Annotated in this window: 17 protein-coding genes; 2 read left to right on the forward strand and 15 right to left on the reverse strand. The window is 53.9% G+C overall.

Annotated features, from left to right (window positions below; translation table 11 throughout):
* The first annotated feature begins 115 nt into the window (after positions 1-115).
* Positions 116-814: an SOS response-associated peptidase gene (locus WFJ73_RS08150; protein WP_336772569.1), complete on the forward strand. Its 699-nt coding sequence runs from the start codon at positions 116-118 to the stop codon at positions 812-814.
* Between the two features lie 84 nt (positions 815-898).
* Here the strand turns inward: WFJ73_RS08150 and WFJ73_RS08155 are convergent, their stop codons facing one another.
* The 5 genes from WFJ73_RS08155 to WFJ73_RS08175 all read right to left on the reverse strand — a co-directional run bounded on the left by WFJ73_RS08155 (position 899) and on the right by WFJ73_RS08175 (position 6,437).
* The gene (locus WFJ73_RS08155) at positions 899-1,186 is read right to left on the reverse strand and encodes a stage VI sporulation protein F (RefSeq protein WP_127493404.1); all 288 of its coding nucleotides are present in this window, start codon (positions 1,184-1,186) and stop codon (positions 899-901) included.
* A 74-nt stretch (positions 1,187-1,260) separates the two neighbouring features.
* Positions 1,261-3,315 (reverse strand): ATP-dependent DNA helicase RecG, encoded by a 2,055-nt coding sequence (gene recG / locus WFJ73_RS08160; protein WP_336772570.1) that lies wholly within the window; start codon positions 3,313-3,315, stop codon positions 1,261-1,263.
* Positions 3,316-3,326: 11 nt separating this feature from the next.
* Positions 3,327-4,181 carry a DegV family protein gene (locus WFJ73_RS08165; RefSeq protein ID WP_336772571.1) on the reverse strand — a complete coding sequence of 285 codons (855 nt, stop codon included), beginning with the start codon at positions 4,179-4,181 and terminating at the stop codon, positions 3,327-3,329.
* Positions 4,182-4,205: 24 nt separating this feature from the next.
* Positions 4,206-6,020 (reverse strand): DAK2 domain-containing protein, encoded by a 1,815-nt coding sequence (locus tag WFJ73_RS08170; protein WP_336772572.1) that lies wholly within the window; start codon positions 6,018-6,020, stop codon positions 4,206-4,208.
* A gap of 57 nt (positions 6,021-6,077) precedes the next feature.
* Positions 6,078-6,437 (reverse strand): Asp23/Gls24 family envelope stress response protein, encoded by a 360-nt coding sequence (locus WFJ73_RS08175; RefSeq protein ID WP_015845316.1) that lies wholly within the window; start codon positions 6,435-6,437, stop codon positions 6,078-6,080.
* A gap of 302 nt (positions 6,438-6,739) precedes the next feature.
* Between WFJ73_RS08175 and rpmB the strand changes: the two genes are divergently transcribed.
* Positions 6,740-6,928, forward strand: a complete 189-nt coding sequence (rpmB, locus tag WFJ73_RS08180; RefSeq protein ID WP_015845317.1) for a 50S ribosomal protein L28 — start codon at positions 6,740-6,742, stop codon at positions 6,926-6,928.
* Positions 6,929-7,451: 523 nt separating this feature from the next.
* On the opposite strand, the gene spoVM is transcribed toward rpmB, so the two are convergent.
* The 10 genes from spoVM to def form a co-directional block, all read right to left on the reverse strand.
* On the reverse strand, positions 7,452-7,532 hold the full coding sequence (gene spoVM, locus WFJ73_RS08185) for a stage V sporulation protein SpoVM (RefSeq protein WP_010345573.1): 81 nt from the start codon (positions 7,530-7,532) through the stop codon (positions 7,452-7,454).
* 143 nt (positions 7,533-7,675) lie between these two features.
* Positions 7,676-7,966: a hypothetical protein gene (locus tag WFJ73_RS08190; RefSeq protein WP_336772573.1), complete on the reverse strand. Its 291-nt coding sequence runs from the start codon at positions 7,964-7,966 to the stop codon at positions 7,676-7,678.
* Between the two features lie 5 nt (positions 7,967-7,971).
* Positions 7,972-8,616 (reverse strand): ribulose-phosphate 3-epimerase, encoded by a 645-nt coding sequence (gene rpe, locus WFJ73_RS08195; protein WP_336772574.1) that lies wholly within the window; start codon positions 8,614-8,616, stop codon positions 7,972-7,974.
* 5 nt (positions 8,617-8,621) lie between these two features.
* Complete coding sequence (gene rsgA, locus WFJ73_RS08200; RefSeq protein ID WP_336772575.1) at positions 8,622-9,548, reverse strand: ribosome small subunit-dependent GTPase A; 927 nt, start codon at positions 9,546-9,548, stop codon at positions 8,622-8,624.
* Entirely contained in the window at positions 9,535-11,763 is a 2,229-nt protein-coding gene (pknB, locus tag WFJ73_RS08205; protein ID WP_336772576.1) for a Stk1 family PASTA domain-containing Ser/Thr kinase, read from the reverse strand. Before pknB ends, rsgA begins: the two co-directional genes overlap by 14 nt.
* Positions 11,760-12,530 carry a Stp1/IreP family PP2C-type Ser/Thr phosphatase gene (locus tag WFJ73_RS08210; protein WP_015845322.1) on the reverse strand — a complete coding sequence of 257 codons (771 nt, stop codon included), beginning with the start codon at positions 12,528-12,530 and terminating at the stop codon, positions 11,760-11,762. The genes pknB and WFJ73_RS08210 overlap by 4 nt, the downstream gene beginning before the upstream one ends.
* 6 nt (positions 12,531-12,536) lie before the next feature.
* The gene (rlmN, locus tag WFJ73_RS08215; RefSeq protein ID WP_336772577.1) at positions 12,537-13,583 is read right to left on the reverse strand and encodes a 23S rRNA (adenine(2503)-C(2))-methyltransferase RlmN; all 1,047 of its coding nucleotides are present in this window, start codon (positions 13,581-13,583) and stop codon (positions 12,537-12,539) included.
* Positions 13,584-13,681: 98 nt separating this feature from the next.
* Complete coding sequence (rsmB, locus tag WFJ73_RS08220; RefSeq protein WP_336772578.1) at positions 13,682-15,157, reverse strand: 16S rRNA (cytosine(967)-C(5))-methyltransferase RsmB; 1,476 nt, start codon at positions 15,155-15,157, stop codon at positions 13,682-13,684.
* On the reverse strand, positions 15,154-16,104 hold the full coding sequence (gene fmt, locus WFJ73_RS08225; protein WP_336772579.1) for a methionyl-tRNA formyltransferase: 951 nt from the start codon (positions 16,102-16,104) through the stop codon (positions 15,154-15,156). The genes rsmB and fmt overlap by 4 nt, the downstream gene beginning before the upstream one ends.
* A gap of 4 nt (positions 16,105-16,108) precedes the next feature.
* A complete protein-coding gene (def, locus tag WFJ73_RS08230; protein WP_336772580.1) occupies positions 16,109-16,594 on the reverse strand; it encodes a peptide deformylase in 486 nt (161 codons plus the stop codon).
* Positions 16,595-16,621 lie beyond the last annotated feature (27 nt).

Here is a 16,621-nt window from a genome sequence, read left to right on the forward strand (position 1 = left end):
CAGACCGCCTGTTCATGCATAATAAAAAGCAAAGAACGCACAAGTTTTGTGGAGCTGTGTTTTTGTTTCGCGAAAATCACTTAATTTCCGAAAAAAAATTTTAGGAGGACTGGCCATGTGCGGAAGATATACCATCACCGTATCGCTCGAGGAGCTGATGATTCGTTATATGATCGGCGAGACGAAGGTGCCTTACCATCGTCCCAAATATAACGTGGCGCCTGGCCAGCAGGTGCTTGCCATTATTAATGACGGTCAGCGCAACCGGCTCGGCGAGCTGCAGTGGGGGCTTGTTCCGCCTTGGGCGGACGATCCGAAGATGGGCAATAAAATGCTCAATGCCCGCTCCGAGACAGCCGCCGAGAAGCCGGCCTTCAAGACGCCGCTCCGCCGCAAGCGCTGCCTGATCCCGGCAGACGGCTTCTACGAATGGAAAAAGACGGACGGCGGCAAGCAGCCGATGCGTATTGTCCGAAAGGACCGCTCCATCTTCAGCATGGCGGGTCTATATGAATCGTGGCTTGCGCCGGACGGCACAACAACGGTCAGCACCTGTACCATTATGACGACCTCTCCCAACGAGCTGATGGCCCCGATCCACGACCGGATGCCCGTGATTTTGCGCCGGGAGGACGAGCCCTTCTGGCTCGACCGGGCCGTGCAGGACCCGCAGGCCTTGCAGCGTCTTTTCCTGCCGTATGCGGCGGAAGAGCTCGAAGCCTATCCGGTATCCCCGGCAGTCGGGAGCGTCAAGAATGACACCGCGGAATGCATCGAACCGGTATCCCCGGGCGGCCAGCTGCATCTGTGGTAGATTACGGGCAAAGTGCACCCATCTGCCGTATAAACTCCAACGTAGTCAGCATCGCCAAATAAAAAAAAAGCCGACCGCAAGCGGTCAGCGGAACATCCCCCATAGCTTCAGCAAATGGAAGGTGTTGTTTGGATCTATTTTTTGCGCAAGGACAAAATCGATAATCTGTTCTTCCTGAATATCCGTCAGCGGTTCCTGTAAAATAGAAGTCGCTGATTTCACCAGCTTCCGCACCTTTACCCGGTCCTGCAGATCATACTTCGTGACATTGCCCAGCAACAGCCGTATCCGGTCCTTAACGACCGGATTTTTTAATTTGAATTTGACGCGTTCGACCAATTGCGGCCGAATGCCGTACTTTTGGTAACTCACTTAGGCTTACACCTCCATCCGGCATTCCGATGATTCGATCGTTTAACTATATGCCGTAAGAGGGAAGATATTGCTTAGTCGAGCTGTTCCCCTTGAAAAATTTGATCCTTCAGCAGTTGGACACGCATCCGTTCAAAGGTCGGATTCGTCCAGAAATCATCCCGTCCGGTAAGCTCCGCCGCATCATCGCGGGCAAGCTCCAGCATCTCGTAATCCGCTGCCATATCCGCGATCTTGAACTCCGGCAGGCCGCTTTGCTTCGTCCCGAAGAAATCTCCCGGTCCCCGCAGCTCCAGATCCCGGCGAGACACCTCAAAGCCGTCGTTGGTCTCCGTCATCACCTTCATCCGCTCGCGTCCGTTCTCCGACTTCGGATCCGCCACCAGCACGCAGAACGACTGATGCGCCCCGCGCCCGACGCGCCCGCGCAGCTGATGCAGCTGGGAAAGTCCGAACCGCTCCGCGTCCATGATAATGATAAGCGTGGCATTCGGAACGTCGACGCCAACCTCAACGACCGTTGTCGCAACAAGCAGCTGCGTCTCGTTGTCGCCAAACGCGCGCATCACTTCATCCTTCTCGGAAGCCGACAGCCGCCCGTGCAGGAGCCCCACCTTCAAATCCGGAAAAGCCTGCTGCATTTGCACGTACAGATCAATCGCATTTTGCACATCCAGCTTGTCCGATTCCTCGATCAGCGGGCAGATCACATACGCCTGGCGTCCCTCTTCAACCTCACGCCGGATAAAACCAAGAACGCGGTCCATCATGTCATGCTTCACCCAATACGTCTTAATCGGCTTCCGGCCGTGCGGACGCTCCTTGATCGTGGACACATCCATATCCCCGAAGGCCGTAATGGCCAGCGTTCTCGGAATCGGAGTGGCCGTCATCGTCAGCACGTCGGGATTCATCCCTTTGCGGCGCAGAATACTCCGCTGGTTCACCCCGAACCGGTGCTGCTCGTCCGTTACGACAAGCCCCAGGCTGCGGAAAAAGACATCGTCTTGAATAAGCGCATGCGTACCGACCAAAATATCAATCATGCCCATTTGCAGCCCGGCAAGCACATCGCGGCGCTTCTTCTCCGTCAAGCTGCCCGTCAGGAGAGCGACCTCAATGCCCGTATCCGCAAACAGCTTCTGCAGCGAGCGCAAATGCTGCTCGGCAAGAATCTCCGTGGGTACCATTAAAGCCCCTTGATGCCCGGCTTTGATCGTGCAATACAGCGCAATAGCCGCAACGACCGTTTTGCCGGATCCGACATCCCCTTGCAGCAGGCGGTTCATCGCCGCGGGTTGGCGCATATCCGACATAATCTCGTTAACAACCTTCTTCTGGCCATCCGTTAGCTCGAAAGGAAGCGTAGCCGCAAAGTTGCGAATCGTCTCCCCGTTCACCTGATGAACAATGCCGTCCCCGCGTTTCCGTGTTAAAGAACGGTAAGCCTGCAGCTTCAGTTGAAAAAGAAACAGCTCCTCATAGACCATCCGCCGCCTGGCTTCGAGGCCTTCCTTGACCTCACCCGGATCGTGGATCCGCTGAACGGCATCCCGCCTTGCCATAAGCCCGTGGCGCTCAACAAGCTCATGCGGCAGCACTTCCTCAATCATGGAGCCGTACTGAAGGAGTGCCTGCTTGATCGTCTTGCGCATCCAGGCCTGCGTAATTCCTCCGCCTACGGAATAGACCGGCTGAAGCGTGCCCGACTTCACCATGCCTGTAGACTTGTCCGCAAATTCGGATTCCGACACGGTCATCTGCAGGCGCTGCTGCTCCCACTTGCCCGTCAGCATAATTTCTCTGCCTGGGACAAGCTGGCTTTGCAGAAAGTGACGGTTGAACCAGACAGCCGTCACCAGCATATGGTCAACCTCGATTTTGCAGGTCAGGCGCGATTTGTTTTTGCCATACCGCTGCAAAATCCCGTTCCCGCGAATCGTCCCCTGCACCGTCACCTTTTCGCCGTCTTTGATCTCGGCAAGCTCCCGGATGCGGTAATCTTCATATCGAAATGGAAAATAATCCAGCAAATCGGCGACCGTGTGTACGCCAAAGGCGTGAAGCTCTTCTTCCTTCGGAGCGCTCACGCCTTTAATTTGCCGGACCGAATACTGTTCCAGCGTCATTGTTCTCTACCTCACACTCTGCGCACGAACACAGCCATCGTGCCGGGACCCACATGGGTTCCGATTACGGCACCAACGGTTGCGTATTCAACCCCTTGAACATTGAAGCGTCCCTTGATCAGCTCGAGGAATTCCAAAGCAGCTTCCTTATTCGTGTTCCAGGCGATTGTTACAATGACCGGATCCTGGCCGCAAGCATCGCCAAGCATATCCATAATCCGCGCCATTGCCTTTTTTGTACCGCGCATTTTATCTACGGCATATACCATGCCTTCTTTGTCGAGCGACAGAATCGGCTTAATATTAAGAATAGATCCGATAAGAGCGGAAGCTTTGCCGATCCGTCCTCCTCTTTGCAAATATTCAAGCGTATCCACGAGAAAATACAGCTGCGTTTCCCGCTGCATCCGCTGGATCTCGGCCATAATCGCTTCTTTCGAAGCCCCTTCTCTAGCCATTCTGGCCGCTGCTACAACGCGCATGCCATAGGCATAAGAGGCTGTTTTCGAATCGATAACCGTAATATCCGGATCCCCTTCAATCATCGAGCTGGCGATAACGGCGGACTGATAGGTCCCGCTGACCGCACCCGACAAGTGAATCGAAATAATGGACGCCCCGGGATCTTCCCGCAAAATGCGTTCGTATACCTCTTGATACTCCATCGGTGATGGCTGGGACGAAGTAGGCATTGCCGGTGATGACGCTACCTTCTCGAAAAACTGCTCCGTATCAATCGTAACGGCATCATAGTAAGTCTCTTCCCCGAACAGAATTTTCAGCGGAACCATCTCAATGCCAAGCTCTTGCCTCAGCGCGAGTGGAATGTCCGATGCGCTGTCGGTCACGATGCGTATGTTCCCCATACGTCCCCTCCCAACTTATTATGGCTATTCCATAGCGAACAAATAAGGATATAAAGGCTGGCCGCCGGCATGAACCTCAAGCTCAACATCCGGGTATGCCTCCTCGATCCATTCGCATAGTTCGGCTGTATCGGATTCCTTCGCATCCTCGCCGGTCAGGATCGTCAGCAGCTCGCCGCCCCCTTGGGCCATAGCCGCCATCAGCAGCTGGCAAGCTTCAAGCAGGGTTGGCTTGGAGGAGACAATCGTCTTCTCTTTAATCCCCATATAGTCGCCTTCTTGGATGTCTACGCCGTCGATTGACGTATTCCGTACCGCCTGCGTCACTTGGCCGGATACGACCTGCTCCGCCGCGCTCTTCATCCATGCCGCGTTACGCTCCGCCGATTCCTCTTCCTTGAAGGCAAGAATCGCGGCCAGGCCCTGCGGAATCGTTTTTGTCGGAATAACCGTTACCTGGCGTCCGCTCAGCTCTGCGGCTTGTTCTGCCGCGAGAATGATGTTGCTGTTATTAGGCAGCAGGTAGATATGCTCTGCCGGCAGCGATTCAATCGCGTTCACGAAATCCTCTGTGCTCGGGTTCATCGTTTGTCCCCCGGACAATACGATATCCACCTCGTTGCTGAGGAAAATGTTCGCGATGCCTTCGCCAAGCGCAACCGCAACGATGCCAAATGGCGCAAGCTCATGCAGCTTCTCAGGCGCTACCACCTGCGCAGCCGGTCCTGCCAGCAGCTCCGTCGACGAAATATCGCCGGTCAGCGCGTACTCGGGTACCGGTGCAAAAGGCTCAGCCGCCGCTTCATGCTCAAGCAGGTCACGGTGCTGTTCCCGCATATTCAGAATGTGGAAGTCCGTCAGCTCGCCGTAAGCCATTGCAAGGTTTAATACATCGCCAGGCTTGCGGGAATGGACATGCACTTTGATAATATCGTCGTCGGCAATGACAAGAATCGAATCGCCGTCTTTTTCAAGCGCCTTCTTGAAAGCGTATTCATTAAAAAACGTTGCAGGTTTCCCGCTAATTTTGCGGTTAATAAAGAATTCCATATCGTATAGGAACTCGATATCCTCTGTCGCCAGCTTCGATTGCGCGGATGCCGGCACGGACGGTTTTACGACGGCTGACGGTCTGTTCGACGCAGCCGGTTGCGCTGCAGCCACTTCTTCCGGTGCTGCCGCTTCGGACGGGAATGCGAATACCTTCTCCTGAATCGTACCGCTATGCGTCAAATACTGAACAAAGCCCTCGTAAATAAAGACGAGACCTTGTCCGCCGGAATCAACGACGCCAACCTGCTTTAATACCGGCAGTAGGTCCGGCGTGCGCTGAAGCGCTTCATTTGCCTTCGCATGAATCTCTTGCATCAGTTCAACGACATCACTCGTTCTGCGGGCATACTGAACGGCATGCTTGGCCGCTTCTCTTGCTACCGTAAGAATCGTTCCTTCGACCGGCTTCACGACCGCTTTATAAGCCATATCGACGCCGTTTTGGAAGGCAGCGGCAATCTGCAAAGTCCCGGCCTCTTCCAGGTTGGAGAGCGATCTGGCAAAGCCGCGGAATAACTGGGACAAAATAACCCCCGAGTTGCCCCTCGCCCCCATCAGAAGTCCTTTGGACAATGCTTCGGCTGCCTTTCCCAAATGGGCGGATGGCTTGTTCCGCAGTTCGCGAACCCCCGAGACAATCGTTAGATTCATGTTCGTACCCGTATCTCCGTCTGGCACAGGAAACACATTTAATGCATTAACCCGGTCTACATTTCTTTCTAAATATTCCGCACCGAGCAGTGCCATGGCGGTAAAATCAGATCCGTTAATGGAGCGCTTACTCAACGACAATTCCCCTTCCTAAAAGAATTGCAAAAGCAATTCTAACTTCGTAAGCATTGACTACGTAGATACCCTTACGTCTTGAACAAATATATGGACCTGGTCCACTTGAAGACCAATTACATCATTTAGGACGTACTTAACCTTGTTCTGTATATTATGCGCGACTTCGGAAATTTTCGTGCCGTAGCTTACGATAATATGCAATTCAATATGGAGCTGTTCATTCTCCCGGCGTACCTCGACGCCCTTCGACATGTTCTCTCTGCCGAGCAGCTCGGCGATGCCATCCTTAAGCTGTTTGCGGGAAGCCATCCCGACAAGCCCATAACAATCCATGGCTGCAGAGCCTGCAATCACTGCAATGCAGTCATCATTCACAATTATCTGTCCAAGCTCGTTCTTAATCTGCAGTGGTATGGGAATACACTCCTTTACCGAAAATAATATGGACTAAGGATTATTGTACTATAAACCGCTTCATTATAGAAGGGCGCAAGGCAAAAACGATGACAAAATCCATCATTTCATGTACATTTAAGTTGCTGATACACAACAATTGTGATACGATAGTCAAGTATGTTTATGTGCAGGCTTGACCCAGGTATTTTTTAATACAGCTTGTGCTAACAATGCAGCTAATGGCTCAAAAAGCAAACTCTAAGCGCATGCTTGCAGGAAAGCCTCGCTTTCTTGCGGCACAACCTTAAGGAGGTGTACTCATGTCCCGCAAATGTTTCATTACTGGTAAATCGCCTGGTACAGGCAACCATGTATCCCACGCAAACAACAAAAACCGTCGTTCTTGGGGTGTAAACGTGCAAAAGGTTCGCATCTTGGTAGACGGCAAACCGAAACGCGTTTATGTCAGCACACGTGCACTGAAATCCGGCAAAGTAACTCGTGTTTAATTGACGGATTCCAACCGAGCGGTCTAGCGCAAACGGCTGACGCCGTCAATCTGGCGGCGCAGCGAACGTTTCGCTATGAATATAAGCGTCGTATACTTGTTTATACTTTCTTATATTTAGACAAAAAGCACCTGAGCTCAGGTGCTTTTTCTTCGTTCATTTCTCCGGAATGCGACCCGCCCTTTGACACGGAATGGTGGAGCCGTTTCACTCTCCGGATCGGAGCGATTCCGCCGCCATGAAATGGCGGGACCGTTCTGCTACCTGTGGATAGCGCAACAGTTCTGCCTGAATTCTAAGCATTATAAGTTTACCTTTTATAATTTCGCTTAGAATTCTACGGATCGGAACGCGTTTTGCTGCTTATAGACAGCAAAACTGTTCCGCCTTGAATTCTAAGGATTATAAGTTTACCTTTATAATCTCGCTTAGAATTCTACGGATCAGAACGCCTCCCCCCGCCTCTAAAATGGCGGGACCGTTCTGCCTTGCCCACGATCGTTCGTTAAGCCGTGCATCGGACCTAGTTTTTTTGGAAGGTATTCAATATTGCTTTTACGAATCCGCCCAGAAATTTCGGCAGTTTGATCGTGTAAAATTTCATGCCCATCCCTCCTCAGACACGCTCATCGAAATTGGATGTGTACCAATAATATAAACGCAAAAATGGCTACACGAACCTTCGTTCATGTAACCATCCTATGCGATGCTAAGCTGTCCTATTCCAAAGCGCCAGCTAGTATTCTATTAGCCTGCCGGCATCGGATTATCCCGCATATAAACCACGATTGCGATGACAAGAGCCGTAGCGAAATAAACGATTATTGCGGAAACGATAAAGGAAATCCGCGGTCCCCAGGTAGAGAAGCGCTTAAAGCATTTAATGGCGATATACAAAGCCACCAAAGAGCAGACGTACTTGATAGGCGAGCTGATGGCCGTAAAGAGCCCCAGCAGAACGCCGGCCGTTATCGCGTAAAAAGCAATCCAGAACAGTTTCTTCCAAATACTTTCCTCTAACTCGAAATCTTCATCCACACTCGTTACCGAAGCGCAGCAATCGCGGCCGCGCGATCCCTTTCCCCGAATACGGCATTACCTGCAACAAGCACGTTCGCACCGGCTTCTACAACCTGCTTAGCAGTAACGCTGTTAATACCGCCGTCCACTTGCACATGAACAAGGCCGAGGCCGCGCTCGTCAAGCATTTTGCGAAGCTGACGAAGTTTATTGAGCGACTCCTCGATAAAGGCTTGTCCCCCAAAACCAGGGTTAACCGTCATAATGAGAATCAGATCGACATCCCCCAGAATATGTTCCAGAACCGACAACGGCGTGCTTGGATTAAGCGCAACGCCGGCAGGCAGACCCAAATCCTTGATCTGCTGGATTGTGCGGTGCAGGTGAACCGTTGCTTCAGCATGAACCGTAATCCGATCAGCTCCCGCCGCTGCATAGCTCGGAATCGACAGCTCCGGACGCTCGATCATCAGATGCACGTCAAATGGAAGCTTTGTAGCCGGACGTACGGCCGCGATAACCGGAGGACCAAAGGTTAGGTTCGGTACGAATTGACCGTCCATAACATCGACGTGAATCCAATCCGCTCCGGCCTCTTCAGCTGCTCTAATCTCTTCTCCAAGCCGCGCGAAATCCGCCGACAAGATAGATGGTGCGATAATTGCCATATGGTTTAATACCTCCGCTTTCTCTCTTTCATTTCCGTCATAAACGTCAAATAGTTCTGATGGCGGCTAGGCGCAACCGCGCCCTCCTCCACCGCCTTCAGCACTGCGCATCCCGGCTCATGCACGTGGGTGCACGCCCGGAATTTGCAGTCCGGCGCAAGCTCGCGCATCTCGCGGAAGCAGTACCCCAGGTCCTCAATGCCAAGCTCCGTGAAATCAAGCTGGCTGAAGCCCGGCGTATCCGCCACGTAACCGCCGCCTATCTCGACGAGTTCCACATGGCGCGTTGTGTGCTTGCCCCGGCCAAGTCTGTTGCTGATCTCGTTTGTCTCGAGCGCAAGGCCCGGCACAAGAGCGTTCAGAAGCGAGGATTTGCCTACGCCCGATTGACCCGCGAAGACCGCTACATGCCCTTTAAGACGGCCATGCAGCTCCTCAACGCCTACGCCCTGGCGAGAACTGGTTCCGTATACTTCATAGCCAATAGCCGTGTAAATCCGGTTTACCGCTTCGGCAGCTGCTATGGCTTCTTCCGTCTCTTCGCCGTCCTGCTCCAAATCCTGCTTGCTTAAGCAGAGCACCGCCTCAATACCCGAATGCTCGATATGGACAAGGAATTTGTCAAGCAGCTGCAAATTCAAGGTGGGCTCCGTCACGGAGAAGACAAGGATAGCCAGATCGACATTGGCGACCGGCGGCCGGATCAGCTCGGAAGAGCGGGGGAGGAGTTCCTCCACCGTGCCCTCGCCGTTCTCCGTTAAGCTGTACACCACGTCATCGCCGACTAGCGGCGTTAAGCCTCTCTTCTTGAATACGCCGCGAGCACGGCATTGCACCGTTTGCCCCGACGATTCCGCATCATGCGGCAATACGTAGTAATAACCGCTGAGCGCCTTGACGATTCTTCCCTTGGCTTCACTAGTGCTGCTCATCTTGGCCTCCGTTGTCAGTGCTTTCTGTCGGATCCGCATTTGCCGGCTGATCCGGGTTTTTCGTTTTCTCTGTCGGGTCGGTGCTGGTCTCCGTATCCGTGTTGCCATTACCGTTGTTGCCGTTATTACCGTTATTGCCGTTATTGCTGTTGCCGGAACCCGGTATCGTAAGCGAAGAGGAATTCGAGCCCTGGGCCAGCTCCTCGTATGTGATCGTGCGAGTATCTACAAACTGGCCGTCCCGATATACCGTCACTCTGGCTTCCGTATTTGGCGCCAAGATGACCTGCACAGGGAAGGATTGGGTATCTTGAATTTGGCGTTTGCCCCACTCGATGTCCTGACCGCGCGCATCGGAATATACGATCCGGATTTCGCTTGTTTTACCCGCTTCGGCCGGCGATATCGTTACGTTGAACGTATGGTTCTTCGCATCCTTCGGCGGACCGGAGCTTACGGTAATCGTTATTTTCGATCCTTTAGGCACCGGATCGTTAGGCTTGAATTGATCCTGGTCAATAACGAATCCTTTGCCTTGCGTGTAGCTTGGCTCTTCCAGAATATCGTCATCCTGAAGGACCAGCCCGTTGGACTTCACGATATCCTTCGCTTCGGCAACGGTATGGCCGATCAGATTCGGCATCGGAATCGTTTCGCGGCCTTTGCTGACCATAAACTTAACGGTCGCCGTCTTCGGATCGAACTCCGAGCCAAACTCCGGCGTCTGGCTTATGATCGTGCCCGGATCCTGATCGCTGAATACTTGCTCCGCTGAAATCTGCGTTTCAGGTACGCCAAGGGATATCAAATCATCTTTGGCTTCCTGCAGCTGCTTGCCCTTATAGTCGGTTATTTTCTCCAGCACGGCACCGTCGCTGACGGACAGCTGAATCCAAGAGCCTTCCTTTACCCGCATATTGGCCTTATCCTGCGCAAAGACCTCCCCGGCAGGTACATCGCCCATAAACTCATGAATAACGGGCTCCTTGACCCTAAGTCCGGCTCCCTCGATCATAGACCGAGCTACATCCTCCTGCTTGCCAACTACAAAAGGCACGTCCACTTCCGGCACGTCAAGCTTGTTCAACAGAGCAAAGAAGCCCCATATAATCAAGCCTAATATGACCAGGGTTACCGCTACGATCGTCGTTGGGCGCTTCCAGCCTTTAGGCTTTCCGCTTGCTTTCTCGTCTTTCCATTCCGCTTCCGGCTGACTCGATGCAGCAGTAGCCTTATTCGCTCGTTCAAGGGGAGCGGATGCTTCAACAGGCGGCGGAACAGGCGTTAATTCGTACTGCTGCGCAGAGGCGAGCATATCGCCCCGTATCGCAGGCATCACGCGGGTCTCATCGAGATCGCTGCCGCTTGTGAACGTCGCCTTCGGCTCGCTTAAACGGCTTGGCTTAAGACAAGTATCCAGGTCGTTTAGCATCTCGCGGGCCGATTGATAGCGTTCATTCGGGTTTTTGCGCATCGCGCGCAAAATGACGTTTTCCACACTCTGCGGGATGTGAGGATTCACCTTCCTAGGCTCCTCGAACTCCTCCTGCAAATGTTTGAGTGCAACGCTGATCGGGCTTTCCCCGAAGAACGGAAGCTTTCCCGTCAGCATCTGGTAGAGCACGATGCCCAGGGAGTACAGGTCGGACTTCTCCCCCGTACTAATCCCTTTGGCATGCTCGGGCGAAAAATAATGAACCGAACCGACAACCGATCCGGTCTGCGTAATCGTAGAGGAAGTTACGGCACGGGCAATCCCGAAGTCCGTTACCTTCACTCTTCCGTTCTTGCCGATTAAAATGTTATGAGGCTTAATATCGCGATGAATAATATGATTCTGATGGGCGTGCTCCAGCGCATCGCAAATCTGCACGGCAATCCGCACCGCTTCGTCAGCCTGCAGCGGCGCACGCTCATGAATAATTTCGTTAAGATTATGACCCTCGATATATTCCATTACGATGTAATGGGTATCCTCTTCCTGCCCTACATCGTAAATGCTGACGACATTCGGATGGGACAGGGCGGCAGCCGACTGCGCTTCCCTGCGGAATCTCCGAATAAATTCTTCGTCATGGACGAATTGCTGTCTCAGCACCTTTACCGCGACGTTACGGTTCAGCAGGATATCGTGCGCTTTATAGACAAGCGCCATTCCGCCTCCGCCGATTCTCGTTAAAATTTCATAGCGTCCACCTAATTGATGTCCGATCATCCGTTGTCACCTCCTCGATAAGCAGCGCTTTCCTCCTGAAGAAGCACGACCGTAACATTGTCGTCTCCCCCGGCTTGCAGCGCCAATTGAATGAGGCGATCCGCTTTATCATCCAATCCCAGCCCTTCCTCACGAACCGTCTGCAGCATCTCTTCGTCGCTGACCATATTGGTCAGACCGTCACTGCAGAGCAGCAGAACATCGTTATCGGACAAGGCTGCGGTATAAATATCTACCTCGACTTGCGCGTCCGTGCCAACGGCACGCGTAATAACATTGCGGCGCGGGTGATGCGCCGCTTCCTCCAGGCTGATCTGGCCGGATTTGACCAGCTCGTTGACGAGGGTATGATCCTCCGTCAGTTGCGCAATTCCATCTGCGGTAATGAGATAGGCGCGGCTGTCCCCGATATGCCCGATAATCAATTGCTGTTCCTTGTACAAGGCAGCAACGATTGTCGTTCCCATATTGTAGTACTGCTCGTTGCGCGATGCCATATCGTAGACGACGTCATTAGCCATGACAAGCGCCTGGCGAATTAGCATTTTCCCCTCTTGCATCGATAAATCCGCCTTCGACGCGCTCTTCTCAAGCATGTCTCTGAACGTATTAACCGCCAGCTGGCTCGCTACATCCCCGGCTTGATGGCCGCCCATTCCGTCGGCGACAATCGCTAAAGTAATGCCGTTATCCAGCTGTCCTACCCACGAACGATCTTCGTTAATATGACGAATTCGTCCGACATCGCTTCGGTTTGCCGTAATCAACCGTGATCACCTCGTCGTGGACTCCATATGTTTCGCCCTCAATTGGCCACATGCAGCCGCAATATCATGGCCTTGCTCCCTGCGGATCGTGCAATTGATTTTGTTCTTTTCCAGAATGCGCTGGAATTCGAAAATGTCATTGCGCGGCGTGCGTACGTAGTTCCGCTCCGGCACGTGGTTAACCGGGATCAGGTTGACATGGCACAACATGCCTTGAAGCACGTCGGCAAGCTCCTGCGCATGCTCGGCCTGGTCGTTAACCCCGCCGATCAAGGCGTATTCAAACGTGATGCGGCGGCCGGTCTTCGCAATATGATTGCGGCAGGCTGCCATTACATCCTCAAACGGGAAGCGGCGGTTAACCGGCATCAGCTTGGATCTGAGCTTGTCATTAGGCGCATGGATCGAGATGGCCAGGTTGATCTGCGTATTCTCTTCCGTAAATTTATACATGCTTGGGACGATACCGCTTGTCGAGACGGTGATATGGCGCTGGCCGATATTCAGACCCTTCTCATGAATCATAATGCGCAGGAAGGTCATCGTGGCGTCATAATTTTCGAAAGGTTCGCCGGAGCCCATAATAACGATGCTTGAAACGCGTTCTCCGGTTGCATCCAGCATCTGCTGGGCCGTTACCACTTGCGCAACAATCTCGCCCGCGGTCAGATTGCGTTTCAGTCCGCCAAGCGTCGAGGCGCAGAAGGTACAGCCAATCCGGCAGCCGACCTGCGTCGTTACGCAGATGCTGTTGCCGTACTCATGGCGCATGATAACGGTCTCGATCGCATGGTTGTCATGAAGGCCGAACAGGAATTTGACCGTGCCGTCCTTCGACTCGAATTTTGTTATCTCCGACAGCGTCACGAACTGGAAGGACTCTTCCAGTTTCTCGCGAAGCGGCTTCGGCAGATTGGACATGTCTTCAAAGCTCTTCACGCGCTTCACGTACAGCCAATCGAACAGCTGTCCGCCGCGGAATGCCGGCTCGCCGTTTTCTTTCATCCAGTCTTGAAGCTGATCTAGGTTATAGTCATAAATTATTGGTTTCATCTTCTTATTATCACACCTGACTCTGAAATAGCGCGCCAGTTATGCCGGCGCTGATGATTTATTTTACCACAAACGCCCATGCCGAGCCACAAGGGGCCCTACGGACGTCTGCGAAGACGGGCAATAAAGAAGCCGTCGCTGCCGTAATGATGCGGAAGCAGCTGCGCTTGTCCGTCAAACGAACCGTCGACAATGCCTTTCTCGCGCAGCGGCGCGAGAGCTTCCTCCGGCCATTCCGCGTCAAGCTGGAATTCGGGATGTTCCTTCAGGAAAGCCGCCACCTGTTCTTCGTTCTCGGCGCTCTCAATCGTACAGGTGCTGTACACCAGCGTTCCGCCAGGCTTAACCAGCCCTGCAACAGCCCCGAGCAGCCTGCGCTGAATAGCCGCGATCTCGGCGACATCGCCCGCTGTTTTGGTCCATTTGATTTCCGGCTTGCGGCGGATAACGCCAAATCCCGAACATGGCGCATCCAGCAGCACCGCATCCATCGAAGCCGGAGCAAACCGCTCGCCGAGATTGCCTGCGTCTTCGGTAATCGCCTCGATATTTTGAAGGCCAAGACGTACCGCCTGATCGACAATAAGCTGGCGTTTGTGCGGATGAAGGTCATTGGCATAGACCTTGCCTTTGCCGCTCATGAGTTCCGCCATATGGGTTGTTTTCCCGCCCGGCGCCGCGCAGCAATCCAGCACCTGCATGCCTGCCTTAGGCGCGACCACCTCGGCGACCAGCATGGAGCTTTCGTCCTGCATCGTCCAGAGGCCATCGCGGAAGCCTTCCGTATCGGCCAGGTTGCCGCCGCGGCGCACCACGATACCGGCAGGCGCAAGTCTTGAAGCTTCGGCATCGCCGCCATGTTCGGTCAACAGGCTCAGCACCTCGTTTCGCGATGAGCGGAGCGGATTGACGCGAACGCTCGCATGCGGCGGCTCATTGCCCGAAGCGCAAATCGCTTCAGCTGTTTGCTCGCCGTATGCTTTGACCCAGCGTTCAACCAGCCACTCCGGATAAGAATGTCTGACGGAGATCTGCACGACAGGATTCTTGTCCACGATGGCGTCAACCGTCAGCTCCGCACGGTTCCGGTCAATGCTGCGAAGAATGCCGTTCACCATTCCTGAAATCCCTTGATGTCCTCTGCGCTTTGCAATGGTAACCGCCTCGTTCACCGCAGCATGGGCCGGAATACGGTCAAGATACAGTAATTGATAAGCGCTCATGCGCAATAGCTGATGCACCCAAGGCTCCAGCTTGCGCAGCCCCTTGGCCGCAAATTTGCCAAGCCAATGATCCAGCGTCAGCTGACGCTGAATCGTTCCGTATACCAGCTCGGTTACAAGAGCAGCGTCCGCGCGCTGCAGCTGTGCATCCTGAAGGACACGGTTGAGCTGCAGGTTGCTGTACGCACCGGTCTCCGCCACCTTCACCAGGGTATCAAGAGCAAGCTCGCGCGGCGTACGGACGCGTGCCGGGCGCTGTTCCTTGCGCCCATCCTGTCCAGGTCCGCGGCTATGGCCTTTTCCGCCTGGCTTCCGCTTTCGCTGCGATTTTAAAGATTCCCGTTCGCTCATGCTTCGCCACCGCCAAATACAGCATCGGAAGACAGCCGTGCGCCAGGCAGCCAGTCCGCAACCGTCATAACCCGCTTGCCTGAGGGCTGAACCTCAAGCAAGCGAAGCAGCCCGTCACCGGTCTGTACGTCAATACCGGAGGTGCTTGCGGCAACTACGGTACCCGGAGCAGCGGATCCGTTACCCGCCTTGCCTTCAGGCTTCGCGCATGCCCATACTTTAAACACTTCGCCGTTCAGGTATGTAAAAGCGCCTGCCATCGGAGATAAGCCGCGTACCTGGTTAAAGATGCTGCGCGCCGGCTTGCTCCAGTCGATCCGCTCGTCCTCGCGCGTTAAGTTTGGCGCATACGTAGCCAGCTCGTTATCCTGGGGCTCGGCCTTCAGTTCGCCTGCAAAAAGAGCGGGAAGCGTCCGTCCCAGCAATTCAGCGCCGGCAGCGCTCAGCTTCTCGAACATAGTACCAGAAGTATCCTCGTCCGTAATCGGAACTTCAACCTTACTGATCATATCGCCGGTATCGAGTCCTTCCGCCATGTACATGATCGTTACGCCGGTAACCGTCTCGCCGTTGATAATCGAGCGTTGGATCGGAGCACCGCCGCGGTAGCGCGGCAGCAGCGAGCCATGCACGTTAATGCAGCCAAGCCGCGGGATGTCCAGCAGCGCCTTCGGCAAAATTTGCCCGTAAGCGGCCGTGACAATCAGATCCGGCTGAAGCTCGGCAATAGCCGCAACCGCTTCAGGGCTGCGCATCCGCTCCGGCTGAAGAACCGGCAGGCCAAGCGCAAGAGCCGCTTCCTTCAGAGGAGGCGGCGTCAGCACGCGTTTGCGTCCTTTCGGGCGGTCCGGCTGCGACACGGCAGCGACTACATCGTAGCCCTGCTCGATCAGAAGCCGCAGAGAAGGAACGGCGAATTCCGGCGTTCCCATAAATACGATACGCATTCCTTTACTCGCCGCCTTTTCTTTGTCTTGCCGTAATGTCGTATACATTTTGCGCAATATCCGTGAACAGAATGCCATTCAGATGATCAATCTCATGCTGGAACGCAACCGCAAGGAAGCCGCTTGCCTCTACCGTGAACGGATTGCCTTCCGCGTCCTGCCCGTTTATAACGATACGCTCGTAACGTTTTACGTCTCCGTTCAGGTTAGGGATGCTGAGGCAGCCTTCCGGACCAACCTGCTCGCCTTCTTTTTCAACGATAACGGGATTAACCATCGAGATCAGACCTGTCTCGTCGCCGATGTCCACAACAATGACGCGCTTCGAGATCCCGATCTGCGGAGCCGCAAGCCCTACGCCGTCCGCGTCATACATGGTCTCTGCCATATCCTTCAGAAGCTTTTGAAGATTGGAGTTGAATTTCGTTACTTCCTTTGCCGTCTCGCGGAGCACCGGATCGGGTTCTTTCACAATAATACGAATGGCCATGGCCGTTACCTTCCTTTACAATCGTTA

Source organism: Paenibacillus sp. MMO-58, assembly GCF_037146255.1.
Lineage (GTDB): Bacteria > Bacillota > Bacilli > Paenibacillales > Paenibacillaceae > Pristimantibacillus.

Coding starts and splice junctions, on each gene's coding strand:
- WFJ73_RS08150 (WP_336772569.1), top strand. CDS start 116: ATGTGCGGAAGATATACCATCACCGTATCGCTCGAGGAGCTGATGATT.
- recG (WP_336772570.1), bottom strand. CDS start 3,315: ATGACGCTGGAACAGTATTCGGTCCGGCAAATTAAAGGCGTGAGCGCT.
- WFJ73_RS08165 (WP_336772571.1), bottom strand. CDS start 4,181: ATGGGGAACATACGCATCGTGACCGACAGCGCATCGGACATTCCACTC.
- rpmB (WP_015845317.1), top strand. CDS start 6,740: ATGTCCCGCAAATGTTTCATTACTGGTAAATCGCCTGGTACAGGCAAC.
- spoVM (WP_010345573.1), bottom strand. CDS start 7,532: ATGAAATTTTACACGATCAAACTGCCGAAATTTCTGGGCGGATTCGTA.
- rpe (WP_336772574.1), bottom strand. CDS start 8,616: ATGGCAATTATCGCACCATCTATCTTGTCGGCGGATTTCGCGCGGCTT.
- rsgA (WP_336772575.1), bottom strand. CDS start 9,548: ATGAGCAGCACTAGTGAAGCCAAGGGAAGAATCGTCAAGGCGCTCAGC.
- pknB (WP_336772576.1), bottom strand. CDS start 11,763: ATGATCGGACATCAATTAGGTGGACGCTATGAAATTTTAACGAGAATC.
- rlmN (WP_336772577.1), bottom strand. CDS start 13,583: ATGAAACCAATAATTTATGACTATAACCTAGATCAGCTTCAAGACTGG.
- rsmB (WP_336772578.1), bottom strand. CDS start 15,157: ATGAGCGAACGGGAATCTTTAAAATCGCAGCGAAAGCGGAAGCCAGGC.
- fmt (WP_336772579.1), bottom strand. CDS start 16,104: ATGCGTATCGTATTTATGGGAACGCCGGAATTCGCCGTTCCTTCTCTG.
- def (WP_336772580.1), bottom strand. CDS start 16,594: ATGGCCATTCGTATTATTGTGAAAGAACCCGATCCGGTGCTCCGCGAG.